This window comes from Leptolyngbya sp. AS-A5 (assembly GCF_039962495.1).
Lineage (GTDB): Bacteria > Cyanobacteriota > Cyanobacteriia > Leptolyngbyales > Leptolyngbyaceae > Leptolyngbya.
The window spans coordinates 39,663-55,876 of the sequence record NZ_JAMPLL010000011.1 but is presented as its reverse complement, the minus strand read 5'-3'; the positions used below and the strand labels follow the sequence as shown (position 1 = coordinate 55,876).

General features: G+C 48.9%; 15 protein-coding genes and 1 pseudogene. 6 read left to right on the top strand and 10 right to left on the bottom strand.

Annotated features, from left to right (window positions below):
• From NC980_RS14455 to NC980_RS14445, 3 genes are read right to left on the bottom strand one after another with little or no spacing between them, the layout of a single operon-like run.
• Complete coding sequence (locus NC980_RS14455; protein ID WP_347273178.1) at window positions 1–1,110, bottom strand: SUMF1/EgtB/PvdO family nonheme iron enzyme; 1,110 nt, start codon at window positions 1,108–1,110, stop codon at window positions 1–3.
• Complete coding sequence (egtC, locus tag NC980_RS14450) at window positions 1,079–1,852, bottom strand: ergothioneine biosynthesis protein EgtC (protein WP_190379239.1); 774 nt, start codon at window positions 1,850–1,852, stop codon at window positions 1,079–1,081. Before egtC ends, NC980_RS14455 begins: the two co-directional genes overlap by 32 nt.
• Before the next feature lie 49 nt (window positions 1,853–1,901).
• Window positions 1,902–2,279, bottom strand: coding sequence for a DUF423 domain-containing protein (locus NC980_RS14445; RefSeq protein ID WP_190379238.1), 378 nt, complete (start codon window positions 2,277–2,279; stop codon window positions 1,902–1,904).
• 771 nt (window positions 2,280–3,050) lie between these two features.
• On the opposite strand from NC980_RS14445, the pseudogene NC980_RS14440 reads away from it, so the two are divergent.
• Window positions 3,051–4,406, top strand: a pseudogene (locus tag NC980_RS14440) (CmpA/NrtA family ABC transporter substrate-binding protein).
• Between the two features lie 186 nt (window positions 4,407–4,592).
• On the opposite strand, the gene NC980_RS14435 reads toward NC980_RS14440, so the two are convergent.
• Window positions 4,593–5,828 (bottom strand): pentapeptide repeat-containing protein, encoded by a 1,236-nt coding sequence (locus NC980_RS14435; RefSeq protein ID WP_190379237.1) that lies wholly within the window; start codon window positions 5,826–5,828, stop codon window positions 4,593–4,595.
• Window positions 5,829–6,065: 237 nt separating this feature from the next.
• Here NC980_RS14435 and NC980_RS14430 point away from each other — a divergent pair, with 237 nt between their 5' ends.
• Together NC980_RS14430 and NC980_RS14425 are read left to right on the top strand one after the other, a co-directional pair.
• Complete coding sequence (locus NC980_RS14430) at window positions 6,066–8,048, top strand: CapA family protein (protein WP_190379236.1); 1,983 nt, start codon at window positions 6,066–6,068, stop codon at window positions 8,046–8,048.
• A 20-nt stretch (window positions 8,049–8,068) separates the two neighbouring features.
• On the top strand, window positions 8,069–8,938 hold the full coding sequence (locus NC980_RS14425) for an aldose epimerase (RefSeq protein WP_190379235.1): 870 nt from the start codon (window positions 8,069–8,071) through the stop codon (window positions 8,936–8,938).
• A 118-nt stretch (window positions 8,939–9,056) separates the two neighbouring features.
• On the opposite strand, the gene nblB is transcribed toward NC980_RS14425, so the two are convergent.
• Both nblB and NC980_RS14415 read right to left on the bottom strand, forming a co-directional pair.
• On the bottom strand, window positions 9,057–9,719 hold the full coding sequence (gene nblB, locus NC980_RS14420) for a phycobilisome degradation protein NblB (protein WP_190379234.1): 663 nt from the start codon (window positions 9,717–9,719) through the stop codon (window positions 9,057–9,059).
• Window positions 9,720–9,739: 20 nt separating this feature from the next.
• Window positions 9,740–10,204: a CBS domain-containing protein gene (locus tag NC980_RS14415; RefSeq protein WP_190379233.1), complete on the bottom strand. Its 465-nt coding sequence runs from the start codon at window positions 10,202–10,204 to the stop codon at window positions 9,740–9,742.
• 190 nt (window positions 10,205–10,394) lie between these two features.
• Here NC980_RS14415 and NC980_RS14410 point away from each other — a divergent pair, with 190 nt between their 5' ends.
• Window positions 10,395–11,459, top strand: coding sequence for a potassium channel protein (locus tag NC980_RS14410; RefSeq protein WP_190379232.1), 1,065 nt, complete (start codon window positions 10,395–10,397; stop codon window positions 11,457–11,459).
• Here the strand turns inward: NC980_RS14410 and NC980_RS14405 are convergent.
• Complete coding sequence (locus NC980_RS14405; protein WP_190379231.1) at window positions 11,456–12,538, bottom strand: EAL domain-containing protein; 1,083 nt, start codon at window positions 12,536–12,538, stop codon at window positions 11,456–11,458. The genes NC980_RS14410 and NC980_RS14405 overlap by 4 nt on opposite strands.
• A gap of 205 nt (window positions 12,539–12,743) precedes the next feature.
• On the opposite strand from NC980_RS14405, the gene trpD reads away from it, so the two are divergent.
• A complete protein-coding gene (trpD, locus tag NC980_RS14400) occupies window positions 12,744–13,781 on the top strand; it encodes an anthranilate phosphoribosyltransferase (RefSeq protein WP_190379230.1) in 1,038 nt (345 codons plus the stop codon).
• 347 nt (window positions 13,782–14,128) lie between these two features.
• On the opposite strand, the gene NC980_RS14395 is transcribed toward trpD, so the two are convergent.
• Window positions 14,129–14,326: a hypothetical protein gene (locus tag NC980_RS14395; protein WP_190379229.1), complete on the bottom strand. Its 198-nt coding sequence runs from the start codon at window positions 14,324–14,326 to the stop codon at window positions 14,129–14,131.
• Window positions 14,327–14,413: 87 nt separating this feature from the next.
• Window positions 14,414–15,238, bottom strand: a complete 825-nt coding sequence (locus NC980_RS14390) for a creatininase family protein (RefSeq protein ID WP_190379228.1) — start codon at window positions 15,236–15,238, stop codon at window positions 14,414–14,416.
• A 41-nt stretch (window positions 15,239–15,279) separates the two neighbouring features.
• On the opposite strand from NC980_RS14390, the gene NC980_RS14385 reads away from it, so the two are divergent.
• Window positions 15,280–15,921: a cadmium resistance transporter gene (locus NC980_RS14385; protein WP_348253935.1), complete on the top strand. Its 642-nt coding sequence runs from the start codon at window positions 15,280–15,282 to the stop codon at window positions 15,919–15,921.
• Here NC980_RS14385 and NC980_RS14380 read toward each other — a convergent pair.
• A complete protein-coding gene (locus NC980_RS14380) occupies window positions 15,918–16,205 on the bottom strand; it encodes a DUF3288 family protein (RefSeq protein ID WP_190379226.1) in 288 nt (95 codons plus the stop codon). The two genes, NC980_RS14385 and NC980_RS14380, sit on opposite strands and share 4 nt — an antisense overlap.
• Window positions 16,206–16,214: the final 9 nt, after the last annotated feature.

Here is a 16,214-nt window from a genome sequence, read left to right as displayed (position 1 = left end):
CTAACTCCTTACACCAGCCGAACAAACACAGCGAAACCCTGAAAAAATCTCTCGAACCTGCGGATAATACCAGTTTCGGAAGCTGTTTCGCATTGCCCACGGGAAAGTTGCCCAACTTCCGCCTTTGAGTACGCGATGCGCTCGATCAAAATAGGTTTGAGAATATCCCGGATACGGATAGCTCTCAAAGCCCGAATATCCATCAAACCAGGTCGATGTCCACTGCCAAACCTCACCTAGCATATTCTGAAATGCAGCCGCTTTTTCCCATTCGGCTTCGGTTGGCAGTCGTTTTCCCACAAATTTTGCGTAAGCGTCCGCTTCATACCAACTCACACCGCAAACTGGAATATTGTCTGCACTCCCATACAACGGACGATCGATTCCGCTTTTCTGAACCCATTCCCATCCTTCTGCTGTCCACCACTCCCGATCCTGATAGCCGCCCGCTTCAATAAACGATCGATATTCCGCACAAGTCACTGGATGTCGATCGATCCAATATGCCTCTAAATAGACTTCGTGCTGGGGGCGCTCATTATCTTGTGCCTCGATCGCCTCATTCCCCTGAATAAAAGAACCCCCTGGAATTGAAATCATGCGCTCTGATTCAAAATCTCCCACCCGTGGGGGATTTAGGGGGCTTCCTGCATCTCCAACCGCAGCCCGTCCGATCAGCGCAAGCACGATCGCCATCGTTTCCGCGTGTTGACACTCATGTTGCAATAACCATTTCCACAATCGTTCCTGCTGATCCACAGGCGCGATCGCCAAATAATCAAACACTTTTGCCCTCACCGTCGCTAAATATTCAACGACCGTATTAATTTCAGGTAATCGAACACGATCGCTTTTCGGCAATCCATCCTGAGCAAACAATCGATGATATTCAGGCAGCAACGGCGGATAACCTGCACATCGCTGCAAAATCCACAGCGCCTCAGTATAAGCAATATGTCCCAGATGCCACCCGATCGGGCTGAAGTCCGGATGTGCCTGAGTGCAAAAAGTGTTGTAATCAATCGATTCAATGAGCGCTAACGTTCTCGATCGACACTGCTGCATCGAGTGTTGCAACTCAGATAGAAGTAATGTTTGGCTCGAAATCATCATCTATAGTTAACAAACAGCGATCGCTTAATGCTTTCCAATTTCCCTCGAATAGAGGCTCAGATGCAACGAGAACCGACTGCGGAAAATTCGGGTCGTTCACCAGATAATAAAGCGTGGGAGTCGGAACTCCCTGAGCATAACGAGATGCAACCAACTGATTGCCATCACTCAGGATTAGGTTTGCCGAGAAAGGAACTTGATGTTTTTCACCCAGTTCAGTCAGCACCTTCAAAGTACGATGCAACGCCTCAGTTAAATTCGCGCTCGTTTCTAGCTCATTAATCACGGTTGCAAAAAGATGCTCTGAATCCGTCAGTCCTTGGATTAATTCATAGGCAACGTCGCTAAGACGATCACGCAGGGGACGATACAGCGTTTTGCGAAAATCCTGAATAAATCCGTTGTGAAGCCCTAAGATCGAATCGTACTGAAATGGCTGACAGTTACTCAAATCCGTCGCAAGTCCAGCCGTTGCGCTCCGAACATTTGCCAACACACAGCCTGATTCGACATACCGACTTAAACTTTGCAAGTTCATATCATTCCAAATCGGTAAGGTATTGCGATACATAAACGCTTCAGTTTCCCGATACCAACCGACCCCAAAGCCGTCAGCATTCATTAAACCCGCCGTCATTTCCTTCGGTTGATAGCTCTGCACGACCAGAGAATGATCCGATTGAGAAACTAAGCGATCAAGTAAAACAGGCTGTCCCAAATAACCTAGCAATCGACACATATATAAATTTCGTGGGCGAACTGTCTAAATGGTGACATAAATCTTTTGCTTATAGTTTCAGTCTCCAAGCTGAGATCGCCAAACATACCCAACCGACGATAAACGCTGTTCCGCCTAATGGAGCCACCGCTCCTAACCACTTCACGCCAGAGAGCGACAGCGCGTACAAACTGCCAGAGAAAAGCACAATTCCTACAATAAACGCGATTCCTGAAGCAGTTAAAAGCGGATCTGCAAATTCAGTTCTGCTAATAAATAATGCAACTAGAACTAATGCGATCGCGTGGTACATCTGATATCGCGCCCCCGTTTCAAAGACAGCCAAAGCGCGATCATCTAGTTTTCCCTTTAACGCATGACTTGCAAATGCGCCTCCTGCAACCGAAATTGCAGCAAGAATCGCTCCGATTGATAAAAAGAATCGCATTACAATCAATCCTTCTAATTAGTTCTACTCAATGATTTTAGATCTGACTTTCACGATCGAGCACGGGCTATAAAACAATTATGAAGATAAATGAATAAGAGCGAATTGATTCTGCTCCATCTAAAGAATCAATAAAATTACACTGAAACTGATATCGCTTCGATCAAAACGCAAATTCGTAGGCAGAGATCTTGTAATTTAACCCTGTGTAATAGAGCAAACATAATCTAATCAAAAGTGCAATTTCAATAGATCAAAACAATCATTGGGTCGCTGAAACCTGCTTACTACCCATCTTTTAGCTATTTCTGAACGCTCATAGGTTCCAACCAATTTTTAGCATTAATAGGCTCAAATAAGAATAATTGCTTAATCAATAATTCGGATTATTAAATCAAAATAAAAACTTATCGAATGGATTGGATATTACTCTCATGGTTTTATTCCTAACTTGATCAAGATGGCTATAAAAGGCTATAAACTAATTTCCATCAGAGAAGAAACTTCTGAGTTCACAAAGTTTATTTACTAATTGAATACTTGAACGCAAATACAAATGTCAGCGTGATCGCGGCTTCTATCTGCTTAAAAAAATGTTAGAAGACCTCAGGAATTGTGCGGCTTTGCGTCCTTCCGGTTGCAATATTTGTGTTTCGTTTTGGTTCAATTTCTGCTCAGCTTTTACTTCTCAAAAGGCTGTCACTTTGGGATAACTCCTGACAGCTTCTCATGCCAAAAAATAGCGATTTTGTTTGTTAGGAGATTCGAGTTATGAGTCAGTTTTCCCGCCGCCGCTTCTTATATACTGCAACTGCGTCCGGCATCGGCGCGTTTGTGCTGAAAGGCTGCGTTGGCAATCCTCCCAGCCGGGATAATGCGGCTGCCCCTCCCTCCCCCGGAGCCGTTCCAGCCGTGAACTCCGGCGGTGGAGATGCCCCAGAAGTCACAACCGCTCGGCTTGGCTATTTGCCTATCTTTGAAGCTGCACCATTCGTCGTTGCCGTTGAAAAAGGCTTCTTTAAGAAGTACGGCATGACCGATGTGCAAGCCTTGAAGCAATCTTCCTGGGGTGCATTGCGAGATAACATTGTCATCGGCTCGGCAGGTGGCGGCATTGACGGCGCACAGTTCCAAATGCCGATGCCTTACTTAATTTCAGAAGGCAGAATCACGGATAATCGCAAGGTTCCGATGTACGTGATGTTGCAGACCTCAACTCAAGGAAATGGCATTGCGATCGCCAATAAGCACCTCGGCAAAAATCTTCACCTCGATCTGTCCAAAGGCGGCGCTACCTATTTGAAGGAACTGCAATCGAAAGGCACTCCGTTCACCGCAGCCTACACTTTTCCTGGCGCAAACTAAGAACTGTGGATTCGCTACTGGCTAGCTGCAGGCGGTGTGAACCCCGATACCGATGTGAGACTGATCGTGGTGCCGCCCGCGCAAACCGTTGCCAATATGAAAACCAGCACAATGGACGGATTTAGCACCGGCGACCCCTGGCCCTACCGGATCTTGTCTGACAACATCGGCTTTATGGGAGCGCTCACCGCTCAAATCTGGAAAGACCACCCCGAAGAATACTTTGGAATGCGAGCAGACTGGACAGACAAGCACCCGAAAGCGGCCAAAGCGATTCTGAAAGGCTTGATGGAAGCGCAACAATGGTGCGACAAGCAGGAAAACCGCAAAGAACTGGCTCAGCTTGTGGGCGGACGGCAATACTTCAACCTGCCGGCGAACATCCTCGACTCGCCGCTCGCCGGTAAGTACAACATGGGCGACGGTCAGCCTGAAATCAACGATATCAACATGGGGCCGCTCTATTGGAAAGACAGCAAAGGCAGCGTGTCTTACCCCTACAAGAGTCACGACACCTGGTTCCTCACCGAGAACATTCGCTGGGAAATGCTTCCCGCTGAAACCGATGTCAAAGCGCTGGTGGATAAAACCAACCGCGAAGACCTCTGGAAAGAAGCGGCGAAAGAAGCCGGAATTGCAGATGCTGACATTCCGAAAGATGCCTCGCGCGGGGTCGAGAAGTTCTTTGATGGGGTTTCATTCGATCCTGCTAATCCGACCGAGTACCTCAAGAGCCTGAAAGTGAAGAAAGTCAAAGTCTAGGACGCGATCGATTCCGAAGAGTCGTGTCTTGCTCTTTGATCGTTCATTGCCAGCCTGACTTAAACCAAGATTGCGAAGGTTGAAGCGTCGATACATTCTCCACCTTCGATCGAGTGTCCCAAAGGATAGCATCAAGAGCGCGGAACGCCGAAAGACCGACTGTGCTCTTGTTTTCTTTTTAAATCTTCATCGCCCAAGCTTATTGGGAATTCCTTCACACCCACCGGGAATAGTGCTGCGTGTTGTTGAGCCACCCCAAGCGCAGCAGTAGTATCGTTGCTCCTCAGACATATCTTCTGCATCAGTAAAGTCTGCGTTTTCGATCACGGCACCTGTATAAGCTCCGGTTTTGAAGTTTGGCGGCTCTGTGCGACTGCGAGGCGAGGCGGTTTCTGCTTTGCCATAGAAGAAACGAGTCCCGCTTAAATCAGCGCCGCGTAAACTCGCACTACATAATACCGTGCGGGCAAAATTCGTTTTCACTAAGTCGCAGTTGGCTAGATTTGCACGAATGAGGTTCGCTTCACTCAAATCTGCCCAGCGTAAATCCGTTCCTGAAAGATCTGCTGCTGCCAGCATAATTCCTAAATCGATCACCCGAATCCCGTTGACTCGATCTTCTGCATATCCACCCGTTCCGTTAAGGATTGCTCTGCCCAAGCGTGCATCTCGCTTGAGGGGAGACAGCAATTTTGCCCGCGAAAGGAACCGAATGATCTTGGCTTTTCCGGCACCATCGACACTGCTTAAAATTGCAGCTGTTCGCCCTTCTGCGATCGCTCGTTCTTGGGGCCAATCTTCCAGCAGCCCTTCTTCATCCAGCACTAGATCCGAGATTCCCTGGAAATACGTATCGATCGTTTGCTGTTGCGTAATTGTATTTTGCTGCACGGTGAGTTCGATCGAGATGATGTACTGTCGCCATGCAATATAAACTGCCAAGATCGCGATCAAAATCTGTCCCAACGCGCCGAACACTTCACCTAATGCCCCAACTGTATCCCAATCTAAAGTGCGATATAACTGTGCGATCGCTTGATCGGCTCCGAAAATTTTTGCAATCCCAATCAACCCCACAACTGCCCCAATTACCCCCAAAGTAATCCCTTGATCTTGCTCGGTGAGAATTTCGATCAGGACGGGCTTTACGGTTGGGTAAAGCATCTGCGCTGAGAACAAGAGCGTGACGATCGAGCCTGCCAAAATTAGCCAGAACTGGTTGAGAAATAGCCCGATCGACACAATGAGCAATGCCACAATCAAAATGATCGCTCGACTCGGATTTGGGGGCGATGATCCAGATTGTGAAGACGCTAGATGAGAGGCAGTCCGCTCTCTCGAAACTTCTGCGCGAGTTGGCGTGATTGAAACCGCAGAACCATTGGTGGTATTGGAAGCAGGCAAATTGGGATCAACAGACATGGAGCTTTGTCAATTCAGTCAGTAAGCTTATGTTACCCGCTACGCACAAGGCTGATCTGTGTCTTTGCTGCGATTCCAATCTCGAATACAGTGCGGATTGATCAATTCATCGTTAGATTGTGGGAAAAATATTTCTCCAATGTGACAAAAGTTGGCTTTATGCCATAAAATTCGTTCAACTTCCCAGAATTGCAGTATTACTAATCTGTGTCCTTGTGCGTGTGGAGTCTAAACAGTATGGGTCAGGCAACTCAGTCAAATCAGCCCTCGGTGCAGGAGTTGGCACGATCGGGCGATTTGGATGCACTCACGTATTGGCTGAATGTGTTTTTGCTGCCTCACAATCTGTTCGCTCAGACAGAATCCGCTTCATCGCCGGGGTGCGTCAGAATCTTTGTCGAATTTTATCCTTCTCCGGAAGTCGATGCCCAATCGCCAGAATTTCAGCAAAATCTGGTGCGCTTCATTTGCCATCACATTTGGCAATTGAACTCTGCCGCGATCGATGGCGTTCAAATTGCTGCCCGCTTTACGGGTAAACCTCAAATTCTCTGGCGTAAAACGGTGCGAGTTGTTTCTCCCGCTCGTCGAGCCAAACTCGCACAACCCCGGGCGCAAGCTCCCACCGCAGACGTTGCTCAGATCAAGTCAAAACTCCGGCAAACCACTCGTCAAAGACTGCAGTTTCGCGCCCTGCGATCGCTCTTACTCACCGGAACGACTGCTGCCGCGTTTATCTTCGGCTGCTGGTTAGGGTACAAAGATGCACCGCCCACCCAAACCACGGCGACAGCAGCCAACTCAGCAGCCAACTCTACAGTCAGACCCCAAACCGTGACCACTGCGCTAGAACCTGTGCAGGTCGAGACTGCCGGAACTTCCACAGATGGAACCGCCACGCTTCTATTTACGGGTGATGTGTCGCTCACCCATACTTACGCAGAGTTGGTGAAGGACGACAAAAACTGGGCATTTGCCGCGCTGCCAGAAACACGGCAAGCGGATGTCTCGATCGTCAACCTCGAAGCGCCGTTTACCACGGCATCCGATTCAACCAAGAACGAAGGGTTCAAAGCTGATCCGGCTCAAGTAGACGTGCTGAAAAACGGCGGCATCGGTCTTGTGAATCTAGCAAACGATCGCATGATGGATTACCAGGGCACCGGACTCGAAGACACGATCAAAACGCTTGACCAAGCGGGAATTCGTCATTTTGGGGCAGGACGAGACACGAAAGAAGCCCGTCGTCCTGAAATTCTTGATGTCGATGGGCAACGAGTGGCGTACCTGGGTTATTTTGGCGCACCGGAGCAAGCCGCTAGCGAATCAACCCCCGGAACGAACCTGAAGCAAAACGATCGCATTGCAGCCGATATTAAAGCCATTCGCGATCAAGTCGATTGGGTGGTTGTGAACCTCCACTGGGGCGATGAGATTGCCAAATATCCCAGCGAATCTCAGATCGAACTCGCCCATTTTTCCATCGATCAAGGCGCAGATTTAGTGGTGGGTCATCATTCCAGCGTTTTGCAAGGCGCAGAAATTTACAAAGGTCGCCCGATCGCCTATTCGCTCGGAAACTTCATTTTTGGCAAAAAAGCAGAAGGGAATTATGACAGTGCAGTGCTGCGGGTTGCGCTTAAAGATCGGCAAATGAAAGTCGAACTTCTACCTGTTGAGGTTAAAGGATTTCAGCCGCACGTGGCAACGGGCGATCGTGGACAAGAAATTCTCAACCAAATCGAATCGGTTTCCGATGTGTTCCAGCAACCGCTAAAGTCGCCCACGATTATTGATGCGCGATCGAACAGCATAACGCAGCCGGATACCCCATCTCCGAGTCCCTCTAGCACTGTTCAACCTGATTCTGATCCCGATCAGGCTGCACCAACCCCAGAGTCAACGCCTTCAGATTCCCAATTGAGCCCCGATTCTGCAAGTCCGACTTTAACGCCTGCTCCGGAATCAAGTCCGAGTTCTTCTGACCAACCCTGGAATCAAAATTCGTTCATCAATCAGCCCAGCCGCGAATCTCCGGCTCCAGAGGTTCAGCCCTCTACTTCACCCAGTCCGCAGTCGACCGACGATCCAAACGATCGCCAAACAGACTCAGATGGACTCAACCCTCCAGCACCGAGTCAAAGCATTGAACCCGATCGTCGTCGTTATGCAACCTCAATGCCTACTGACACGATCGTCGATGCTGCTCTCTATCCTTAACACCATTTATTCATCTGCCTGTGTTTTCCATTGAACGTCGTCGCCAGCAATTCGATACCTATGTCTTGTCTGATCGGGCTTCTAACTCTAAGCTCGAAATCGTTCCCGATCGCGGGGGCATTATCACCAGTTGGCAAGTTCAGGGACGCGAACTCCTGTATATGGATACCGCTCGGTTTGCTGATCCCACGCTTTCAGTCCGGGGTGGAATTCCGATTTTGTTCCCCATCTGTGGGAATTTGCCCAACAATGCTTACATCTACAAAGGACAGTCCTACACTCTGAAGCAGCACGGATTTGCTCGTGATTTGCCCTGGGAAGTGATGGAGCAAAACACAGAAGCGGAACTCAGCTTTACGATCGGGCTTTCCAGTACCCCTCAAACTCGTGAACACTATCCGTTTGACTTCCGGTTAGTATTTACTTACCGATTACAGGGTCAAACGTTACTGATCGAGCAGCAAATTAGCAATCTCTCAGATAAACCGATGCCGTTTTCGATCGGGTTTCATCCCTATTTTTTGGCTCCAGAAAAACATCAGCTTCGATTCGATATTCCTGCGAACGATGCTCTAGATCAAAGAACTCAAGCGCACTATCCGTTCTTCAATACGTTTAATTTCGCTCAGGATGAGATCGATTGGGCGTTTCTGCAAATCAGCCGCCAAGTCTCGAATGTCACGGATCTAAGCCGTCACACACGAATTACTCTGACTGCGGCGAATGAATTTCCTTTGCTGGTGTTTTGGACGCTGAAAGGCAAGGATTTTTATTGTCTAGAACCTTGGAGCGCTCCTCGCAATGCTTTAAATACAGGCGATCGATTACTTTCGGTTGAACCTGGCGCAACGATGAACACAACGATTAGCTTATCTATTGAGTTTTCGTAAAAACGTGATCATCTTAAAGGCGCGATAAGTGTAGAACTTGTCGTAGCGACACGATTAATCGCGTCACTACGATCACGGATGCAATAAATCAGCGATCTGCCACCTTTATTCTTTAAAGCTACGACGCAGCCAAAACTTGTTTTGCGTGACTTGCAACTTGCTCGGTTTCATCGTGGGTCAGAGTTTCGATCGTCGCTCTTGCTTCAGGTGTATTCAACCGAGCTAGGGCTTGCACCACCCGATAGCGAATCTGCCAGTCGGGGTCGGTTGCATAAGGCGTAAGTAACTCAACGGCTCGCGCATCACCTAATTCTCCCAGTGAGCCGATCGCTGCCGTTTTGACCAATACCTCACTGTTAGAGCCGAGCGCTTCTTTCAGCAAATCAAACGATCGCGGCTCACCCAGTTCGCCCAGCGCTGCGATCACACTGAAACTGACCAGCCATTCTGACGTTCTGTGGTAGAGGGCTTCGAGTTGTTCATAAGCTTCCGTCAGCTTGAGCGCCCCGATCGAGTCCGCTGCTGCTGCTTGCACATCCGCTTCGGCATCTGCCAGCGCCACTTTTAATAAGCTCAGTGCAGCCTCGCGATTTTGGCTCCCCAGCGACGCAAGCTGACTAACCGCAGCATATCGCACCCGCACATTGGAGTCTGCCACAGGAATTTGAATGAGTTCAAACGCGATCGCCGGATCAATCGTTCTGAGTTGATTGACTCCACGCAGGCGATCGCCAAAATCTTGAGATTGTAATAGGTCGCGAATCGAATCTGGTGTATTCATAGGGTCAAATCTCTAATAAATCAAGCTTGCTCTGCTGCCATGCTGCGGATAATATCGCCACGAGTTAAGATGCCGACGACCTTACTGGATGAATCAAGCACAGGCAATCGATGAATTTTGTGGTCGTGCATCGCCTTGGCCGCTTTGGACAGGAGTGTGTCTGAAGTCGTGGTGACTGGAGCCGAACTCATTACCTCTCCGACGGTTTGCCCGATCGCTTTATGCAATTCTTTTTCATACCGCCCTGGATTTTCTAGATAAATCACACTATCGAGCAGCATGATATAAGCGGGGGGTGTGACATCGGTTTCGCGCCACATCAAATCGGTTTCAGAAATGATGCCGACCAGTTGACCGTTGGCATCGAGTACAGGCAGACCGCTAATATGCCGCTCGGCTAGGATTTTGATCACGTCGTTGATCGGGGTTTCAGGATGAACCGTGATCGGATTGGGGGTCATCGCTTCCGCAACAGTTTTCGGCATGGAGGTTGTGAACCGTTCTTTTCTAAGGTCTAGATCAATTATTGGGGAATTGGAGATCGAGGCTGCGATCGATTCACCCGATTTAACATTCGTAGATCTACCGTTGCGGAATAAACACTCTAAAGGAGGATGAATCTGCGATGATAGAAGCACTTCGCCACCGAGAGCGCGAACACGCTCAAGCTTGACTATGCAAGGTTCCCTCAGACGAATCATCACCGGAGTCGTCTTTTTTGTGATTACCGTCTTGATTGCTGCCGCAGGCTATGTTGTCGCGGGCTGGTCGGTACTCGATGCGTTTTACATGGTAGTCATTACGGTGTTTGGGGTGGGGTTTGGAGAGGTGCGTCCCGTCAATACCCCGGAACTCAAAGTTTTTACGATGCTGGTGATCATCAGCGGTACGTCGTCTGCGGTTTATGCCGTGGGCGGATTTATCCAGATGGTGACTGAAGGCGAAATCAAGCAGATTTTACAAAGAAACCATATGTCTCAAACAATCAAGGCACTGGAAGACCATGTGATTATTTGTGGTTTCGGTCGGATGGGGCAGATTTTGGCGAAAAAGCTGACCGATGCTCAAGTCAAGTTTGTGGTGATTGATCATAACGACGATCGGATCGAGCAAGCAGAATCTCAGGGCTATTTAGTGTATTTGGGAAATGCGACCGATGACACGGTTTTGCATAAAGCGGGAATCAATACGGCGCGGGCATTGGCGACGGTGCTACCCGATGATGCAGCGAATGTGTTCATTACGCTGACGGCTCGCGAACTGAATCCAAAACTCTTGATTCTGTCTCGCGGGGAACTGCCTTCGACCGAGAAAAAACTCCGACTTGCAGGAGCCAATCAAGTGGTGTTACCCGCTTCGATTAGCGCTTTGCGGATGGCACACATGATCACGCATCCGGCAACGCTGGATTTTTTCAGCCAAGGTACCGATCGCAATACGCTGAATGAACTGCTTGGACAGATGGATATTCAGATGGATGAACTGGCGATTACCCAAAAGTCCGGCATGATTGGGGCGACGATCGGCGATATTGAAACGCGGGGACGCGGCACGATGATCATCGTAGCGCTGCGACGAGCAGACGGGACGACAATCACCCATCCGGGACAAATGACCGTATTAAGCGAAGGCGATGCGGTGATTGTGATGGGGCATCGCGGCGATATTCCGCAGGTGATGCGAAGTTTAGTCGTGCGTCGGAAGATGCGTTATCGCGGCTCTCCCCGAATTTGGAACTAATTAACGGAAACTGAATCGACGATCACTGAGCCAGATTGAAGCGAACCCGCGACAATCGGCATTCGACTCGGCATTCCTAATCCGAATCCCTGCCCCAGATCTACGCCAATCGATCGACAAAATTCGATGTCTTCTACAGCTTCGAGTCCCTCGGCTAACACCGTGATGCCAAATTCTTTCGCCACCTGAACCAAGCTCTTAACCATCACTTGCTTCATTTCGTAGCGACTGCATCGGTGAATCAATCGTCGATCGAGCTTGATCACATCCGGGCGTAACTCGGTGCAATAGTGATCGATTCCCACATTACTGCCCAAGTCATCCAGCGCTAACCCAAACCCGCCTGCCCGAATTTGTTCAATCACTCTCGGTAAGTTAGGATGCTGAGTCAGCGCTTCGACTTCGGTGAGTTCAAACACGATTTGTTCTGGGTGCAAGCCGAGATCCAGCACTTGCTGAAAGTTCTGCTCTAGCGATTCGGGATGATGCGCGATCGCGTTGGGTAAGACATTAATGAAAAAAGTAGGACGATCCGGCTGATTCCACTGCGCCAAGGTGTTAAAGCACATTGATCGGGCGAGCGTATCAAACTCTCGGGTCAAATTCATCATCAACGCTGCATCAATCAGTTGCTGTCCGTTAAAGAGCTGCCCCTCTTCATTGCGAGCGTGGGCTAAACATTCATGCGCCACCACTTGACCCGAATGCAGATCAAAAATCGGCTGATAGTTAAAAAACAGTTGCCGACTCGACAAGACCTGGAAAAACCAGGTGTGTTTGCCCAGCAGCATCATGTGTTTGAGCGATTGGGCACTGTGGAACTCACTCAATAAATGCTCCAGATCCAGCGCCGATCGCGTCACGAGATATCGAGATAATGCCTTTGCCTGGTTCGAGACGTGCTGACAGATTGCCGCGAACAGATTCGACAGTTCAAACTGGCTCACAGAACGATAGAGCAGTTGCGGCAAGACTGCGATTTTCTCAAAGCCCAATCGATACAGCACCGCACGCGTTTCGCGATCGCTTGGCTGCACAATCAAGGTGAACAGATGACTAGATTGGGGAATGATCTGCACAAAAGAAACCCCTCACATTTCTTAAAGGATGCACCACGGATGACGAATTTTTCTCCGTGCCTATAGAGTATCAAATGTGACTTGGATCGCGCTACTTTGCGATCTAAATCACACCCTAATTTGCAAATTTTAAGGAAGAAGCTTCAAGAAAACCATTGCGTGAGATCATTTTCTACAGGATTTGAATCGTTCTCCCTCCTGACCTATGACTACCCCGGCTCTAGAAACCGCACAATGGTCTGAATTACTTCAGCAGCTTCTCGATCGCGACTCGCTCTCGCTCAATCAAGCTTCAACGTTGATGCAGGGATGGCTCAATGATGAGATTCCCCCAGTTTTATCGGGTGCAATTTTAGTGGCGTTGCAGGCAAAAGGTATTTCAGCGCCAGAACTCGCGGGAATGGCGAAAGTATTGCAGTCGCAAGCCCAGTCGATCGAGCGCCCCAATTTTTCTCTGATCGATACGTGCGGAACGGGTGGCGATGGTGCTTCTACATTCAATATCTCAACTGCCGTGGCGTTTGTGGCTTCAGCAGCCGGACTACGAGTGGCAAAGCATGGCAATCGATCGGCATCGAGTTTAGTGGGATCAGCAGATGTTCTCGAAGCGTTGGGCGTGAATTTGGGTGCAGACCCGGAGCGAATCCAGGCGGCAGTATCAGAAGTGGGCATCACGTTTTTATTTGCTCCGGGTTGGCATCCGGCGCTGAAGGTCGTGGCGCCGATGCGAAGAACGCTGAAAGTGCGGACAGTGTTTAATTTGCTAGGCCCGTTGGTGAATCCGTTACAGCCGACAGGACAAGTGATCGGAGTGTATAGTTCTGCGCTGTTAGAGCCGATCGCAGAAGCATTAAAGCTATTGGGCAAGGAATCTGCGATCGTGCTGCACGGCAGGGAGCGACTCGATGAAGCAGGCTTGAGCGATCTGACTGACATTGCAGTATTGAACAATCAAGCGGTGGAACTGACGACGATCGATCCCCAAGCGCTTGGATTGCAGAAAGCCGCAACCGATGCCCTGCGAGGAGGGAATATCTCTGTGAATACGGAGATCTTACGATCGGTGCTGCAAGGGAAAGGAACGCAAGCTCAACAAGATGCTGTGACTTTGAATGCGGCATTAGCGCTGCGTGTGGGACAGGCGGTAGAGTCGTATGAGCAGGGAATTGATCAAGCAAGAGAAATCGTTAAGTCTGGTGCAGCATGGGATAAGTTAGCCCAACTCGTTGAATTCTTGAAATAGGGAGTTTATGGCAGGTCTTGGCCTCTACCTCTCTTGACGCTCTGCCATGAAAACCGTGTCTGTTTGATCTAAGCGAAGGTTGCCTTTTAGAGTGGGCTGAGTCGTGGCTGCACCGCTTGGTGCAGCCAGAGATCTGCGCGGTTGTTCCCGACAGCTCTAAATTAAGCTATCGGAAAACCCCAGTGAGAGTAAGGTCTCTTTCTAGAAGCCGTTTGCTCTTGTGTTGACGCAGACAATTCTAGAAGCGATCCGTTGAGATAAAATCCGGGTAAGGTACACCTCAAAAGTATTTCTGCTGCTCTTGCAATTGATCAGATTCATCCGCGAATCTTTACAATCAGTCTGCTCTAATAACTATCTTCTCCTGGAACTGCGAACGGGTCAGAATCCGCCAATTGTGCGAGTGAAGCGTCGCGAATCGCTTGCCAACGCAGAAGTAGTTCTTCGCCTTGCCAATCACTTGTAATGTAGTTTCTGACTGCCTCATCAAGTTCCTGCCTTGTCTGCAACACTTGACGAACGGGAACAACGATCGCATCTGCCATACAAACCTCCAGATAAGCTGTGCGATTTGTCTCCAATTTTACTGAGGTCTGGAGAAGTGCAATCCTATTTGCGACAAATACTTCAACTTATTCACACTTCCACGCAGTTGGTAATGAAAATTGATAAACATCTTCGAGGACTTGTACCCATCCATTCACTAGAGCGGTGAGAATGCGATCGCCCTTTTCTTTTGTGGCAGTTGTGGGATCGCCCAACACACCGCTGCGGCTCAGATCACGAGTCATCCAGGCAAACGGAAGCGCTCCTTCCATGCTGAGAACCCCTGCTTGCGGTTCACCCAGCGGATATTCGGCTTTAGCGCGTTCCATTTTCACTTGATCCGGCAGGATTGAAAGTAGCAAACTCGTCTCAACATCGCCTGCATGAATTCCAAGTTCGAGTTCTTTTTCGCTGAAGAGTTCAGATGCAATCGCGCCGATCGTGGGAACTTTCCAAGTAAATAATGGAAACAATGCAAAGTCTTCGTATTGCTGGTGCAAATCACGGGCAGCGATTTCAAGAATTTGCGGCTGCCCTCCGTGGGAATTGATGAATACTAGCTTACGAAATCCAGCCCGATAAATGCTTTCTGCAACTTCAATTAGAACTGCGAGTAGGGTTTGAGTGCTGAGTGTGATCGTTCCGGGAAAGTGCCAATGTTCATTTGATTTGCCATAGTACAAAGGCGGTAAAGCATAGGCGGGAATGTTGGGATCAAGTTGAGATAATGCTTTACCCAAGACAGCGACACTAATAGCAGAATCCACCGCTAACGGTAAATGTGCGCCATGCTGCTCGATCGCGCCGATCGGCTGCACAATTACAACGTTCTCTTTGTTGGGCATTGATTCGATATCTGTCCAACTGAGATAGGGAAAATAGCGATCGCTGGGAATAAAGCCGTGCATCATGGGGGTTCCTAAGTCTGATACCGTTGATTTCAGATTGTAAGGTGTCTTGCTTGATGCTCTGGTTTCTCTCGACTGTTTTAACAGGGGCGATCGCGTTTGCGGCGACGAATATCGATGATTTGTTTGTCCTGATGCTGTTCTTTACTCAGGTCAATTCGTCTTTTACAAGAGCACACATCTATTTAGGACAGTATTTAGGATTTGCCGGAATTGTTTGGTGTAGCTTATTGGGATTTTTAGGTGGATTGTTGATCCCGCAGACTTGGATTGGTCTGCTAGGAGTTCTGCCAATTTGTCTGGGAATTCGGGCGATCGTAAGCCGAGAGGAAGAAGGTGAAATTCAAGGCGCAACGCTACCGGATCACCCAGTCACGAAGGTTTTATTGCGATTTTTTCAGCCACAGATCCTAAGTGTTGCGATCGTCACGTTTGCAAACGGTGGAGACAATATTGCAACCTACATTCCCCTGTTTGCCAGCTTAGAGTTACAGCGAATGATGATTGTGTTGACCGTATTTTTTAGCTTGGTTGCGGTGTGGTGTAGAGTTGCCGACTGGTTATCGCGTCATCCAGCGATCTCGCCTGTGCTGGAACAATACAACCGAATTTTGGTGCCGATCGTGCTGATTGGGTTAGGGATTTACATTTTGATCGAGAACGAAACCTGGAAAATTTTTGCTTAGCTCCAATCGTCGCGTTTTGCACCGCGCCCTTTATACGGTTGGGATTCTGCATGAATTTTGCGAGTTTTTTCAAACAACACATCCTCGGTTAAGTTCCACTGTTTGAGAACTTTGTCTAAATCCGCTTGAATGTCTCGCGCTCCAGGAAAGCCATTGTAGCGAATGCGAAGTCGCGCGAGTTCAGCAAGATTCAAATCGGTCGCTTCACCGCTCAGTAAACCATTCACAATCTCGCGATCGGTCTTCCACAACGGATGTTCTTGATCTTTTTGCTCTTGCGCCATAGCTCACTG

Bases quoted from the DNA above. Each gene is read 5' to 3' on its own strand.
- NC980_RS14455 (WP_347273178.1), bottom strand. From the start codon at position 1,110: ATGATTTCGAGCCAAACATTACTTCTATCTGAGTTGCAACACTCGATG.
- egtC (WP_190379239.1), bottom strand. From the start codon at position 1,852: ATGTGTCGATTGCTAGGTTATTTGGGACAGCCTGTTTTACTTGATCGC.
- NC980_RS14445 (WP_190379238.1), bottom strand. From the start codon at position 2,279: ATGCGATTCTTTTTATCAATCGGAGCGATTCTTGCTGCAATTTCGGTT.
- NC980_RS14435 (WP_190379237.1), bottom strand. From the start codon at position 5,828: ATGTCTGTTGATCCCAATTTGCCTGCTTCCAATACCACCAATGGTTCT.
- NC980_RS14430 (WP_190379236.1), top strand. From the start codon at position 6,066: ATGGGTCAGGCAACTCAGTCAAATCAGCCCTCGGTGCAGGAGTTGGCA.
- nblB (WP_190379234.1), bottom strand. From the start codon at position 9,719: ATGAATACACCAGATTCGATTCGCGACCTATTACAATCTCAAGATTTT.
- NC980_RS14415 (WP_190379233.1), bottom strand. From the start codon at position 10,204: ATGCCGAAAACTGTTGCGGAAGCGATGACCCCCAATCCGATCACGGTT.
- NC980_RS14410 (WP_190379232.1), top strand. From the start codon at position 10,395: ATGCAAGGTTCCCTCAGACGAATCATCACCGGAGTCGTCTTTTTTGTG.
- trpD (WP_190379230.1), top strand. From the start codon at position 12,744: ATGACTACCCCGGCTCTAGAAACCGCACAATGGTCTGAATTACTTCAG.
- NC980_RS14395 (WP_190379229.1), bottom strand. From the start codon at position 14,326: ATGGCAGATGCGATCGTTGTTCCCGTTCGTCAAGTGTTGCAGACAAGG.
- NC980_RS14390 (WP_190379228.1), bottom strand. From the start codon at position 15,238: ATGATGCACGGCTTTATTCCCAGCGATCGCTATTTTCCCTATCTCAGT.
- NC980_RS14380 (WP_190379226.1), bottom strand. From the start codon at position 16,205: ATGGCGCAAGAGCAAAAAGATCAAGAACATCCGTTGTGGAAGACCGAT.